The 13,893-nt window shown below is 68.4% G+C and carries 9 protein-coding genes; 1 reads left to right on the forward strand and 8 read right to left on the reverse strand.

Annotated features, from left to right (window positions below; genetic code table 11):
• Positions 1-15: 15 nt before the first annotated feature.
• From ACSQ86_RS14485 to ACSQ86_RS14500, 4 genes are all read right to left on the reverse strand, one after another.
• Complete coding sequence (locus tag ACSQ86_RS14485; protein ID WP_436309002.1) at positions 16-1,887, reverse strand: GMC family oxidoreductase; 1,872 nt, start codon at positions 1,885-1,887, stop codon at positions 16-18.
• A 20-nt stretch (positions 1,888-1,907) separates the two neighbouring features.
• On the reverse strand, positions 1,908-4,433 hold the full coding sequence (locus ACSQ86_RS14490) for a hypothetical protein (protein WP_436309003.1): 2,526 nt from the start codon (positions 4,431-4,433) through the stop codon (positions 1,908-1,910).
• Between the two features lie 147 nt (positions 4,434-4,580).
• Complete coding sequence (locus ACSQ86_RS14495) at positions 4,581-6,185, reverse strand: MFS transporter (RefSeq protein WP_436309004.1); 1,605 nt, start codon at positions 6,183-6,185, stop codon at positions 4,581-4,583.
• Positions 6,182-7,570 carry an FAD-containing oxidoreductase gene (locus tag ACSQ86_RS14500; protein ID WP_436290327.1) on the reverse strand — a complete coding sequence of 463 codons (1,389 nt, stop codon included), beginning with the start codon at positions 7,568-7,570 and terminating at the stop codon, positions 6,182-6,184. The genes ACSQ86_RS14495 and ACSQ86_RS14500 overlap by 4 nt, the downstream gene beginning before the upstream one ends.
• Before the next feature lie 69 nt (positions 7,571-7,639).
• Between ACSQ86_RS14500 and ACSQ86_RS14505 the strand changes: the two genes are divergently transcribed.
• Positions 7,640-9,061, forward strand: a complete 1,422-nt coding sequence (locus ACSQ86_RS14505) for a PLP-dependent aminotransferase family protein (protein ID WP_436304111.1) — start codon at positions 7,640-7,642, stop codon at positions 9,059-9,061.
• Between the two features lie 16 nt (positions 9,062-9,077).
• On the opposite strand, the gene ACSQ86_RS14510 is transcribed toward ACSQ86_RS14505, so the two are convergent.
• From ACSQ86_RS14510 to ACSQ86_RS14525, 4 genes are all read right to left on the reverse strand, one after another.
• Positions 9,078-10,511 (reverse strand): MFS transporter, encoded by a 1,434-nt coding sequence (locus ACSQ86_RS14510; protein ID WP_436304112.1) that lies wholly within the window; start codon positions 10,509-10,511, stop codon positions 9,078-9,080.
• Entirely contained in the window at positions 10,498-11,703 is a 1,206-nt protein-coding gene (locus ACSQ86_RS14515; RefSeq protein ID WP_093110066.1) for a multidrug effflux MFS transporter, read from the reverse strand. Before ACSQ86_RS14515 ends, ACSQ86_RS14510 begins: the two co-directional genes overlap by 14 nt.
• 74 nt (positions 11,704-11,777) lie before the next feature.
• Complete coding sequence (locus ACSQ86_RS14520; protein ID WP_436304113.1) at positions 11,778-12,728, reverse strand: glycosyltransferase family 2 protein; 951 nt, start codon at positions 12,726-12,728, stop codon at positions 11,778-11,780.
• Positions 12,722-13,888 carry a DegT/DnrJ/EryC1/StrS family aminotransferase gene (locus ACSQ86_RS14525; RefSeq protein ID WP_436309005.1) on the reverse strand — a complete coding sequence of 389 codons (1,167 nt, stop codon included), beginning with the start codon at positions 13,886-13,888 and terminating at the stop codon, positions 12,722-12,724. Before ACSQ86_RS14525 ends, ACSQ86_RS14520 begins: the two co-directional genes overlap by 7 nt.
• Positions 13,889-13,893: the final 5 nt, after the last annotated feature.

Genomic DNA, 13,893 nt, shown 5'->3' on the forward strand with positions numbered 1-13,893 from the left:
TGGGTCGGGAGGCCGTCAACTTGCCGAAAGTGGTGTGCGCATCGCTGTGCGCAGCACCGCATCGGCCGCTTTCTCCGCGATCATGTAGACCGCGGCCGCCACGAAAAAACCGGGTATGCGCGGGAAGGCCGAGGCATCGACCACACGCAGCCGTGGCACGCCGTGCACGGCAAAGGCGCTGTCGAGCACGCCGCCCTTCTCAGGCGGGCCGATGGGGCAGGAGCACGAAGCGTGATGGCCCCATGCCGTGTTGCGCACGTAGTCGGCCAGCGCCTCGTCGCTCTGCACGGCCGGCCCCGGCGCCAGCTCCTCGGCGATCCATCCCTTGGCGAGCAGCGGCGCCGTCATCCGGCGCACGAAGCGGATCGCCTGCACCACGGCACGCAGGTCCTCGCCGGCCTGGTCGTCGCCTTCCTCGAAGTAGTGGAAGTTCACGAGCGGCGTGTCGCGCGGATCGGCCGAACGCAGGCGCACGGTGCCGGCGCGGTTTAGCGTATGCGCCTTCAGCACGGCCCAGGTCAGCTGGTCCGGCTGATCGCGAACCCGCTTCGAGAAGCCGGGGAAGTAGCCCTCGAAGCCTGCCAGCAGCGCCATGCAGAAGAGGTCGGGCTCCTGTCCGGTCCGATCGGCCGTGGCCGAGCGGCTCACCACGCCGAGCGCGGCGCCGTTCGAGGCATACATGCCCGATCGCTCCTCGTGCCAGTGGCGCCACAGCGTGTCGTCGCGATCGAAGCGCGCACCCTCCAGCACCTCCCAGGGCTCGCGCATGCGGTGCGTGACGGCGACCTCGTAGCGGTCCTGCAGATTGCGGCCGACGCCGGGCAGGTTCTTCTGCAGCGGAATGCCGTGCGCCTCCAGTTCGGCGGCCGGGCCGATACCGGACAGCATCAGCAGCTGCGGCGTGTTGAATGCGCCGCCGCACAGGATCACCTCGCGCCGCGCGCGCACGTCGCGCCGCACGCCTTCTGCGCTGCTGGGTGCCGCATGGGCCCGGTACAGCCGCTTGCCTTTCAGGTACTCGACGCCGCAAGCCGCGCCGTCGGCGTCGAACAGGACGCGCGTGGCCAGCGCATCGAGCTCCAGCTGCAAGCGGCCCGGATGCCTGGCCGCCACATCGAGCAGCCGCTCGCGCACGCCGGCCCGCCGGTGCTCCGAGGTGGCGAGCGGCGTGTAGCAGATGCCTTCGAAGCTGCCCGGCCGCAGGCGGCGCGTGTTGGGGTCGCCCAGTCCGCTACGCAGCCAGCGCAGGGTGCTGAGCAAGGGCGTGGGCAGGCTGCTCGTGAAGACGCTGGCCGTGTCGCGCAGCACGCGCACCAGGCCCTCGTCGCCCAGCACCGACAGCGGGATCGATTTTTCGGTGCGCAGCCAGCCGCCCCATCCATGTCCCGTCGGATCGAGCCCCACATGACGCAGGGCTCGCCATACCGGCCGGTGGCGGCAATCTTCCACGCGCCGCGCATAGCGGCGCATCCGCGAGGCGCGCCAGGAACGGTCACCGGTGAGCTGCGCGACGTGGTTCCAGTCGGCATCGTGCGGCAGCATGAAGATCATCGCGTTGTGCGAGGTGCATCCGCCCAACGCGGCCGCGCGCGGGTACAGCACACCCTGCCCCGCTTCGTACTTCCAATCCTTCGCCTGCCGGCCTTCGTCGGCGTAGTGGCGCACGCGAAAGTTCCAGCTCATTGCCGCGTTCTCGCAGGCGAAGGCATGGAAGGCCGGCACGTCGTAGTCCTCGGGCAGGCGTTCGGCAGCCGCGCGCGGATCGCCTCCAGCTTCGAGCAGGAAGACGCGCATGCCGGCCTCGACCAGGCGGGCCGCGAGCGTGCCGCCGCCGGCGCCCGAGCCGACGATCACGTAGTCCCAGGCAGCTGATTCGGCATCGGACATGGCCTCGGCGCAGGTGATGTTCAGAAAGTCTTGAGGAAGGCGATCAGCGCGCGCTTGTCGTCGTCGCCGAGCTCCGGTTCGCGGCCGAAGGCTTTTTCGTCTTCGCTCAAGCCCTCTTGCTGGTTGAACTGCGCGGTGCCGAAATAGTGGCCGCGGTTGACCACGAAGTCCGGGCACTTGCTCAGCTCCATCATCGGGCCGCGCAGGCTGGCGAAGTGTTCGCGCAGCTGCTCGTCGGAGGCACCGTCCGGCGCGCTCTTGAGTGCGAGCTTGAGCTTGATCAGCAGCTCGCCCACGTCGCGCACATGCGAGGCCTTTTCGCCGAAGCCATCGCCCTCCGCACGCAGCTTGAGGTTGGCCAGCAAGGCCACCGGAACACCCTTCGGAATCGGCCCGAGCACGATGTCGCCGTCCTGCTCGACCAGCCACGGGAACCAGCGATGCAGCCGGCCCTGCAGGGGCTGCATCGCCTCGGGCACGAAGCCGATCGGCACGGTCACGGTGCTGCGCTCGGTGGTGCGGTCGATGAAGCCGACCGCCTTGCCGCCGAGTTCCGAATCGCGCTCGCGCTTCTCGGGCCACAGCATCTGTTCGATCGAGGCCTCGAACACCTTCAGGCGAGCCTCGACCGAAGGACTGCTGTCGAAGGGACCGACCGTGTTGTTCAGCAGGAAGGGCGCGGTCGACCAGGCGCTGATCAGCGAGGGCACGCGGGTGTAGCCGCGCCCGCCGCCCGGCATGGCGTAGGGCCGCAGCTCGCCGGTGAATGGATCGCGCAGCGTGACGGTGCCGACCGATGGCAGGCTCTTGTAGGTCTGCGAGGAGAAGTTGTCCCAGATGTTGCCCTTGATCGCGTTGGTCGCGAGCGGACTGCAGATATTGGTGCGCAGCAGGGTCACCGGAACGCGGGCTTCGGTGGAAAGGTAGTTGTCTTTCAGGAAGTCCGGCGCCTGGACGATCTTGCGCATCTGCGCCTTGTAGTCGTCGGTCTGGGTCCAGGTCCAGTAGCGCTTGAAGCAATCGACGTAGCCGGGTCCGGCGCATTTCCCGGCCGTGAGCTCGAGCGTGGGCGGCGGCAACGGCGCCTTGCTCGAATGGCAGCGCGCGCAGGTGTCGGCGAAGGCCACCTTGCCACGCTCCAGCGTGGTCTCGCCGGCGGCGAGGTACTTGTCTCCGCCTGGCGCGTCCTTCAGGCGATCGGGCTTCGCCCCCTTCAGGAAGAACAGCGCCGTGTTCGGCGTGCCCGCCTCGGTCGCCTGCCAGTAGCTCGAATTCTTCTGCGCGGTGACGATCGGGATCGGGCTGATCGTCTTGCCGCCGACCACCGGATTGAAGTGCAGCAGCCACTCTTCGCTGAACAGGCCGATGTTGAGATAGACCCGGTTGAGCGCGCCCAGCAGGCCCACCGAATCGGCGCCGTCCTTCAGCACATGGGGTGTGCGAACCGTGGCCTCGGACTTGTTGAAGAATTCGGTCAGCGGGCCGCTCGTCACATAGTCGTTGAACTGCTTGTTGTCGAGCTCGCCGCCGTCGATCTTTTCCTGCCCGATGCGCTTGGCTATCTCCAGGCGCGCGACGAAGTCGTAGACCGCGTTCATGGTGCGCGGGTTGTTGATGCTGTCGGTGGAAACCAGCGAGGTGTCCATGGTGCCCTGCCGGTAGGTGTGGGCCAGCTGGTACATGTAATTCTTGCGGCCCTCGGGCTTGTTGGCGTTGTAGATGAAGAGCCGGTCCACCCACATGTACTGGGCGCCGACGGAAGAACTGAGGTTCTCGAACTTCGGGTTGTTCGGATCGGCCGGCGGCTTCACCGGGCTGGGCCCGATGTGGCAGAAGCCGCAGGACATGCCAACGCGGTAGGGCCGCACCAGATCCTTGCGGTTGTAGTAGTTCGGGTCGGTGTAGTACTTCTCGGCGTCCCATTCCTTGGCCGCCTTCTCGTCGAAGGCCGGGTTGGGAAAGAGGCGCAGGCCGGCAATGCCGGTGCCCCACCCGTAGAAGGAGCCCACCGGCTGGGTGCTGCCGTCGCCGAGGGGCTTGCCGCGCGAACCGATTTTCACGCCCGGGTACTTGCTCTCGTTCTCGAAGGGGTCGGGCGCGCAGTCCTTGCTGCGCAGGTCGAGCCACAGGCCGCGGCGGTTCTTGTCGGGGCCGGTGGCAGGCTGGAAACAGGGCTCGTTGACCAGGCCGAAATATTCCCAGCGGCTGGCACGCGAGTAGCCGAGGCTCGGATGGGTGCTGACCACCTTCAACAGGTCGAAGGCACCGAAGGTGTAGTCGGTCATCAGGGTCCAGAAGCGGTCATTGCCGCCGCTCCAGACCAGCCACATGTTGCGCCCCTTCTCCTCCTCGGGCGAGAGCGCGATGCCGCCGTCCATGTCGCGGAAGTAAGGCTCCGAGGCATGCGGGAACGAGGCCGCATCGCGGCCGGCTTGCTTCGCCTCATCGAACACCTCACCGGGCCGCGGCGCGTCAGAACATGCCGCGAGAAGCATGCAGGCAACAAGCGGCAACAACTTCGCGGCGTCCCAGCAACTTTGGATCATTGCCATTCCTCCTGCGTCCGACAACGTCGGTGAATGGGCAAACACGAGGCGCAGTGTCGATGCGGGGTAGTGCTTTGCCTATCGGCCATGCGCGCTAACGCAAAGGACGTAGGCCGAGGCCGATGGAAGACGCCGCGCGCTAACCCGCTATCGGGATGCAGAGGCGGGAACAGCCGCGCGATCGGGGTCGCGGCCGATCATTATCCAGGCGCTCAGTGCGCTCAGCAGCGCCAGGCCGGCGCTGAGCAGCATGACCCATCGGAACCCGGCCACGAAGGATTCCGCGACCGCCTTCTTGAGCGTCGCCGCAGCGGCCGCGTCGATGCCCGGCGGCATCTCTGCGCCGGCGAGCCTGCTGCGCTGGTCTTCGAAGAAGGCGCGGGTCTCCGCCGACGCGCCCGCCTCGCGCAGGCCCTGGGCCAGCATCGCATCGAAGGCCCAGGCCATCACCACGCCGAAAACCGCGATCGCGAGCACCGCGGCCGCGCGCGACACCGCGTTGTTGACGCCCGAGGCGATGCCCGCCGAATCCGGCCCGACCGCGTTCATCACCGTGGTGGTGAGCGGCGCGACCGTGATCGTCATGCCGAAGCCGAGCACCACCACGGCCGGAAGAAAGGCGGTCCAGTAGTTGGCGCCGACGCCCGGCACCGCGAACAGCGCAAAGCCCGCCGCCGCGATGGCCGGGCCCACCACCAGCGGCAGCCGCGGGCCGAAGCGGTCCACCAGTTGCCCGGCCCAGCCCGAGAGCGCGAACATGATCAGGATGAAGGGCAGGAGCGCCGCGCCGGCCACCGTGGCCGAGTAGCCCTGCACCTGGATCAGGTTGAGCGGAAAGAAGTAGAGCCCGCCGCCCAGCGCCGCATAGAGCAGCAGCGTCAGCAGGTTGGCGCCGCCGAAATTGCCGATGCGCAGGAGCGAAAGCGGCAGCATCGGCGATCGGACACGGCCTTCGACCACCACGAAGGCCGCGCTCGTCGCAATGCCCGCGGCCAGCGCCGCCAGCACGGCCGGCGAGTTCCAGCCCTGCGTGGGCGCTTCGATGAACGCATAGACGATGCCGCCGAGCGCGACGGTGGCGAGTGCTGCACCCCAGAAATCCAGCTCGCCATCGGCGGCGCTGCCGCGGCTTTCCGGGACATGACGCCATACGATCAGGAGCACCGCGATGGCCATCGGCACATTGACGAGAAAGGCCCAGATCCACGAGTAGTGGTCGACCAGGAATCCGCCGAGCACGGGCCCAACCGCGGCCGTGATGCCGCTGAAACCCGACCAGGTGCCGATCGCACGCCCGCGCTCCTTCTCGGGAAAGGAGGCGCTGATCAGCGCCAGGCTGCCAGGCACCAGCAGGGCGCCGCCGATGCCCTGCACGGCGCGCGCGAGGATGAGCTGCTGCACGCTGCCCGCGAGCGCGCAGCCCACCGAGGCCAGCGCGAAGATCACGACGCCGAGGGCAAAGATGCGCCGCCGTCCGAAGCGGTCGCCGAGCGCGCCGCCCGCCAGCAGCAGCGCGGCGAGGAAGAGCGCATAGGACTCCACCACCCACTGGGCCTGGAAGGCCGTCGCGCGCAGATCGTTCTGGATCGCGGGCAGCGCCACGTTCACCACCGTGCCGTCGATGAAGGCCATGCTCGATCCGACGATCGCCGCGGCCAGCACCCAGGGCTTGGAGGCCTTCGGGCACGGCATCGCTTCGCAGCCGTGCCGGATCAGCGTGTCGTCGCCCGGCGGCTTGCCGATCTGCGTCATGAGGCGAGCGCTCCCAGAGGTTCCAGCTTGCCCAGCAGCGTGGGAATGAATTCCGAGACGGTCGGATGGATGTGCATCGCCCGCTGGAGCACGGTGTACGGTGCGCCGGCGACCATCACGTCGAGGATCGAGTGGATGACTTCGTCGCCCTCGATGCCGAGGATCGCGGCGCCGAGGATCTTCTGGCTCGAAGCGTCCACCAGGACCTTCATGAAGCCCTGCGTTTCGCTGCGCTCCTTCGCGCGGCCGACACGGCTCATCGGCATCCTGGCAACGAGCGCACGGCGTCCGTCCTGCATGACGTCGCGCTCGGTCATGCCGGCCCGGCCCAGGGGCGGATCGATGTACAGCGCATAGGCGGGCACGCGATCGGAGACGCGGCGGCGATCGTTGTCGAGCAGGTTGGCCGCCACGATCTCGTAGTCGTTGTACGAGGTGTGGGTGAAGGCGCCGCGGCCGTTGACGTCACCCAGCGCCCAGATGCCCGGCACGCTGGTGCGCAGCTCTTCGTCGACCGTGATGTAGCCGCGCGCATCCGTCTTCACGCCCGCCTGGTCGAGCCCGAGATCGTCGGTGTTCGGCCGGCGTCCGACCGCGAGCAGCAGGTGCGAGCCCTCGATCTCGTGCGGGTCGTCCTGGCAGTCGAGTCCGACGCCGATGCCGCGGCCGCGCCGCGCCAAGGTGATGCACTTGGCGTTGAGCCGGACCTCGATGCCCTCGCCTTCGAGAATCTCCCGGATCGCCGCCGACACCTCCTCGTCCTCGCGCGAGATCAGCCGCGGGCCCATCTCGACGACGGTGACGCGGGCGCCGAAGCGCCGGTACATCTGGGCGAACTCCAGGCCGATGTAGCTGCCGCCGACCACCACCAGGTGCTCGGGCAAGGTGTCAAGCTCGAGCATGGCGCCGTTCGTGAGATGGTCGACCTCGCCCAGGCCGGGCAGGTCCGGCACATGTGCCCGCGTGCCGACGTCGATGAAGATCTCGCCGGCCTCGAGCTGCGCGTCGCCGACCCGGACCGTGCGCGGGCCTTCGAAGCGCGCATGTCCCTGGTAGACCGTGAGATTCGGCGTGCCCTTGAGCCATTGCTCCACACCCTGGTTGGAGGCCCGCACCACGGCGTCCTTGCGTGCCTTGACGCGCGCCATGTCGACGCGCAAGCCCTCGACCATCACGCCGAAGTCGGCCGCGCGGCGCGCCAGGTAAGCGACCCGCGCGCTCGCGATCAAGGTCTTGGTGGGGATGCAGCCGGTGTTGACGCAGGTGCCGCCGAACAGCTTGCGCTCGACGATGGCGGTCTTGCGGCCGGCCTGCGCCAGGCGCACGGCCAATGAAGGCCCGGACTGCCCGGTCCCGATCACGATGGAATCGTATCTCTCGCTCATTTGGATGCTGCTCCAATCAGGGAAACAGGACACTCAGGATAGATGCGAAATGCAGATAACCAAAGCGGCATGAAGCGCTACGAATCATTGGCCGCCGACATGGCGGACTCCATCCGCGCCGGCGTGCTGCGACCCGGCGACCGCCTGCCTTCTGTGCGCCAGGCCCGCGCCAGCCGCGGCGTGAGTTCTTCCACCGTGTTCCAGGCCTACTACCTGCTGGAGGCGCAAGGGCTCGTGCGCGCACGCGAACGCTCCGGCTACTACGTGGCCGCGGGCGCGGGACAGCGGCCTCCCGAACCCGAGACCTCGTCGCAACCCGAGGACGATGCGGTCTCGCTCGACGTCAGCGAGCGCGTGTTCGAGATCCTCGAATCGACCATGGTGCGCGAAGTCGTGCCGCTGGGCTCGGCCTTCCCGAGTCCCCTGCTCTTTCCGCTCCAGCGGCTGGGCCGGGTCATGGCCGCCAGCGCGCAGCAGCTCGACCCGTGGAGCGCGGTGGACGATCTCACGCCCGGCAATGCGCGCCTGCGCCGGCAGATCGCGCGGCGCTACCTGGCCGACGGCGTGCACGTTCCCGTGGACGAGATCGTCATCACCAACGGCGCGCTCGAAGCCCTCAACCTGTGCCTGCAGGCCGCGACGCGCCCGGGCGACGCGGTGCTGATCGAATCGCCGACCTTCTATGCCGCGCTGCAGGCGCTGGAACGCAACGGGCTGGAGGCCATAGAGGTCCCGACCCATCCGCGCGAAGGCATCGAGCTCGACGCGCTGGAGCGCGCGATCCTGCGCCATCGGCCCAAGGCCTGCTGGCTGATGACCGGCTTCCAGAACCCGCTGGGGAGCCTGATGCCGGATGCGAAGAAGAAGGCGCTGGTCGAACTGCTGGCGCGCCACGAGGTGCTCCTGATCGAGGACGACGTCTACGGCGAGCTCTACTTCGGCGACAAGCGGCCGCCGCCGGCGAAGGCCTTCGACACGCAGGGCATCGTCATGCACTGCTCGTCGTTCTCGAAGTGCCTGGCGCCGGGCTGGCGCATCGGCTGGGCCGCGCCGGGGCGCCTGGCACGCGCGGTCGCTCGCCTGAAGCTGGGCACTTCGCTCAGCACCTCCGCGCCGGCGCAGGCGGCGCTGGCGAGCTACCTCGAGAAGAGCGGCTACGACAAGCACCTGCGAAAGCTGCGCCGCACGCTGGTCGACCAGCAGGCCGCCTACGCCCAGGCCATCGCGCAGCACTTTCCGTCCGGCACCCGCGCCACGCGCCCGGCGGGTGGTTATTTCCTCTGGATCGAGATGCCGCCCGAGGTCGACGCGCTGGCAGTGCACCGCGAGGCGCTCGCGCAAGGCATCAGCATTGCGCCGGGACCGATCTTCTCGGCCCAGCGCGCTTTCCCGAACTGCCTGCGGCTCAACTACGGGCATCCGTGGGATGCGCGCAGCGAGCGGGCGGTGGCAACGCTGGGGCGCATCGTCACGGCCGCCGCACGGCGCTGAAGCAAGGGAGCGCCGCTCAGGCGTGGCGGGCGCTGGGTTCGCGCGTGCGCAACGCACTGCACACCGCCGCCACGGCCGCGCAGCAGGCGGCCAGCCCCAGCGCGATCACCTGGCCCTTGCCGTCGTGCGGGCTCCAGACGCTGAAGATGGCGGCCAGCATCACGGCGCCCAGGGTCTGGCCCGTGAGCCGCGCCGTGCCCAGCATGCCGCTCGCGGCGCCGCTGCGATGCGCGGGCGGCGAGGTCACGATGGTGTGGTTGTTGGGCGACTGGAACAGGCCGAAGCCCAGGCCGCACAGCGCCATGCGCCAGACGATGTCGGCATTGCCCGGCTGTGCGGGCAGCGCCGCGAGCAAGGTCAGGCCGACGGCGAGCAGGCCGAGGCCGATGCCGCCGAGCAGGCCATCGGGATAGCGGCCGATCAGCCGGCCCGCGATCGGCGCCATCACCACGATCGCCAGCGGCCAGGCGGTGATCAGCAGGCCGGCCTCCACATGCGAGCGCCCGTAGGTGTCGAGCAGCAGAAAAGGCAGCGCGATGAAGGACAGCATCTGCGCGCAGAAGGCCGCCACCGAAGTGCCCATCGAGAGCGCGAACACCGGGATGCGCAGCAGGTCGACCGGAAAGAGCGGCACGGCCAGCGCGCGCTGGCGCCGCAGGTAGACGAAGCCCACCGCCACGCCGGCCAGCAGCAGCGCCCAGGCGATGGGCTGCGCGCCCTGCCCTGCGTCGCTGCTGCGCACGCCGAGCCGGTCGGCGCCGATGAAGATGAGCGAAAACATCAGCACGTTGAGCGCCACGTCGACGAACGAGAAGCGCGCGCCAGCCGCGGCCGCCACGCGGTTGGCCGGCAGTGCGTAGAAGCCCAGCGCCAGCACCAGCGCGCCCAGCGGCACATTGAGCACGAACAGCCAGGGCCAGGAAGCCACCGACAGGATCGCGGCCGCCACCGAGGGCCCTGCCACCGATGCGGTCGCCACCACCATCGAATTGATCGCCATGCCGCGGCCGAGCTGCGCCCTGGGATAGATCAGCCGCACCAGCGCCGCGTTGACGCTCATGATGCCGGCCGCACCCAGCCCCTGCACCGCGCGCGCCGCGATCAGCGTCGCGAGCGAATCGGCCAGCACGGCGCCGAGCGAGGCAAAGGCAAACAGCGCCATGCCCACCAGGTAGACGCGCCGGTAGCCCACCAGGTCGCCGAGCGAGGCCAGCGGCAGCAGCATCACCAGCGTGGCGATCTGGTAGGCGTTGACCACCCAGATCGCATGCGCCGGATCGGCATGGAGCTCGCGCGCGATCCCGGGCAGTGCGAGGTTGACGATGGTGCCGTCGAGCACCGCGACCGCGATGCCGAGAATGATCACCAGCATCGCGTGCCGGCGCTGCGGCAGCGGCAGGCCGTCGAGCACGGGCGTTGGCGTTCCGGTCACCGGCTCAGCGCGCTGCATAAGGCGCCGGTTGCCGACCGCCGAGCGTGAACCATGTGAGCACCACCGCGATCAGCGCACCGGCGGCCATGCCCGTCACCATCGGCAAGGGCCGGCCGTCGGTGAACAGGCCGATCACCGCCATCACCACCGCGCCGGTCAGCATCTGCAGCGTGCCCAGCAGGGCCGATGCCGTGCCGGCGATCGCGCCGTGCTTCTCGAGCGCCAGCACCGAGGTGGTGGGAATGACCAAGCCCATGAAGCCGCTGGCAACGAAGTACAGCACGATCAGCACCGCCAGGCGGTCGCCGCCGGCCAGGTAGTAGGCGAACATCGCCGCCATCACGAGCCCGCAGGCGCTCACGCTGGCCTTGACCACGCGCACGATGCCGAAACGCTCGCACAGCGCGCCGTTGAGCTGCGCGGCACCGAAGAACGCAGCGGCGTTGATGCCGAAGGCCAGGCTGTAGAGCGTCGGCGAAAGGCCGTAGTGGTCGATCATCACGAAGGAGGAGTTGGCCAGGTAGGTGAAGAAACCGGCCATCGCGAAGGCGCCGATGAAGACCAGGCCGAGGTAGTGCGCGTCACGCATCAGCACACCGTAGGCGCGAAGCGCGCTGCCCAGGCTGCTTTCCACCCGCTCTTCGGCCGGCCGCGTTTCCTTCAGCATCACGCTCATCATTGCGAGGCCGGCCACGGCGGCCAGCATCACGGCCCAGAACACGCCGCGCCAGCCGGCGAAGGCGATCACGCCGCTGCCGGCCAGCGGCGCCAGGATCGGCGACACGCTGAACACCAGCATCAGCAAGGACATCAGCCGCGCCGCATCGTTGCCGGTGTGCAGGTCGCGCACCACCGCGCGCGGAATCGCCATGCCGGCCGCGGCGCCCAGGCCCTGCACGAAGCGCAGCGCGATCAGGGTCTGGATATCGGTCGCGAGCGCGCAGCCGATGCTGGCCAGCGCGAACAGCCCGAGCCCGAAGTACAGCGGCGGCTTGCGTCCCACCATGTCCGACACCGGCCCGTACAGCAGTTGCCCGACGCCGAGCGAGATGAAGAAGGCCGTCAGGCTCATCTGCACCGGGCCGATGCCGGCACCGAGGCTCGCGCCGATCTCCGGCAGCGCGGGCAGGTACATGTCGATCGCGAACGGGCCGATGGCCGACAAGAGGCCCAGCACGAGCGCGATCTTGAAGAAGCGCGATGAAGTCATGCGCCCATTGTCTCCAAGGAGGCAATGGGCGTTGCGCAGCACGATGCCGAGCGCTGTGCTAGCGATGGCGCCGCTCAGGTCTTGTAGTGCAGCGCCCAGAGCCAGAGCGGCCGCGGCGTCAGCAGCATCGAGAGCACCAGGCCCGCGCGAAGGGAAAATCTCTCCCGCCAGGGAACATCGGGCGAAAGGAAGGCTCGCCATGCGTTCATGCGTTCGCCATCCCGCGCATAGCGCACGGCCACCACCAGCATGTATCGGTTGAAGCGCTTGCGCTTCGCGGCTTCCATTTCGGGGGGCACGCGCAACTCGCGCGCCAGCTCGTAGGCCCGGTGAGCGTCGACGCCGCGCCCGGCGCTCGTGACGGATCCGGCCTGCACCCTGTAGCGGGACACGGTTTGCCCAATGAAGCGCGCCCAGCCGCCGTTGTTGGCCAGACGCACCGAAAAGGCCAAGTCCCCCACGTTGCCGTCGCGTTCGCCGCGCATGTATTGCAGATAGGTCGCCCTCTCCACCAGGAAGGCATCGGGGGGGATGGATTCCGTCAAGCACCACTCCCACACCGGCCGCGTCGCGCCCGGGCCCTGTCTGCCGAACCACTGGTCGCTGGCGGCGGATCGCTCGGGGTCGACCACGCCCGCCGCGTCCATGATCAGGTGCGTGCCGAACCACAGCTTCACGCGCGGATCGGTCTCGCTGACGCAGGCATTCGCCAGCAGGCTCAGTGCACCGGGACAAAGCTGGTCGTCGTTGTGCAGGAAAAGCAGATGGTCGAACTTCGCCCGCGAAGCCAGGAACCATTGGTTGGGGTAAGTCCCCTTGGACGGCTCGCTCGGCAGATATTCGATGAGCTCCGCCAGGCCGCTCGCCGCGATGACCGCCTGGTTGCTTGCCCAGTAGGAGCGCGGACTGTCGTCGCCGATGATGATCTCGCCGATCAGCGAGCGGTCCTGCTGCGCGATGCTGCCCAGCGCCTCACTCAACTGTTCCGGCCGCGCGTAGGCCGGGATGAGGATGGAGATCAACACGGCGCAGCCGATGCCAGCGCTGCATGCTGCTCCAGAATCAGCCGCACCGCGGAGATCACGTCGCCGACGTCCTGATCGCTCAGCTTGGCCGAGATCGGCAGCGAGACGGTCCGCCTGCCCACGCGCGTGGCATGCGGCGTGTCCTCGGGCCGCCAGCCGAAGTTTTGCTGATAGTAAGGATGCTCGGTCAGCGCCAGGTAGTGCACGCCGACGCCGATGCCCTGCGCCGTCATGGCGTTGAGGAAGTCGTCGCGCGAGATGCCGCAACGCGCCGCGTCGATCTGCACGTTGAAAAGATGGTGCGCGTGGCGCGTGTCCGGCGCCGGCTTCGGGGGCAGTGCCAGCGGAAGGTCCGCCAGTTCGTCGCCGTAGCGCTTCCAGATGGCCTTGCGCCGCTGCCAGTAGACCTCCACGCGCGCCAACTGCTTGAGGCCGATTGCCGCCTGCAGGTCCATCATGTTGTATTTGAACCCGGCTTCGACGACGTAGTAGTGCTTGTAGCCCTCGTCGCCGAAGCGCTTCCACGCGTCCTTGCTCATTCCGTGCAGGCCGAGCACCTTGATGCGGGCGGCGTCCTCCTCCTTGCGCGCCAGGACCATGCCGCCCTCGCCGGTGACGACGTTCTTGGTCACGTAGAACGAGAAGCAGCCGAAGTCGCCGATCGTGCCGACGTTCTGGCCGTGGTACTGCGTTTCGATGGCATGCGCGCAGTCCTCGATGACCTTGAGTTCATACTGCCGCGCCAGCGACATCAGCTCGTCCATTTCGCAGGGCCGCCCTGCAAAATGAACCGGCACGATGGCTCGCGTGCGCTTGCTCAACTTGGCGCGCACCTGCGCCGGATCGATGTTCAGCGTGTCGGGATCGATGTCGGCCAGCACCGGCGTCGCTCCGGTATGGATGATGGCATTGGCCGTTGCGCAGAAAGTCAGCGGCGTGGTGATGACCTCGTCGCCCGAGCCGACGCCGGAGGCCAGCAAGGAAAGATGCAGGGCGGCGGAGCAGGAGTTCAGCGCAACGGCATGCGCGGCGCCGCGGTACAGGCCGAACTCATGCTCGAACTGCGCCACCCGCGGACCTGTGCCGAGCCAGCCCGATCGCATGACGGCCTCGACCTCCAGAATCTCGTCCTCTTCGATCTTCGGGGAACCGAAGATCAAGAAAT

The sequence above is a fragment of the Variovorax sp. LjRoot130 genome (assembly GCF_964253755.1).
Taxonomy (GTDB): Bacteria; Pseudomonadota; Gammaproteobacteria; order Burkholderiales; family Burkholderiaceae_C; genus Variovorax.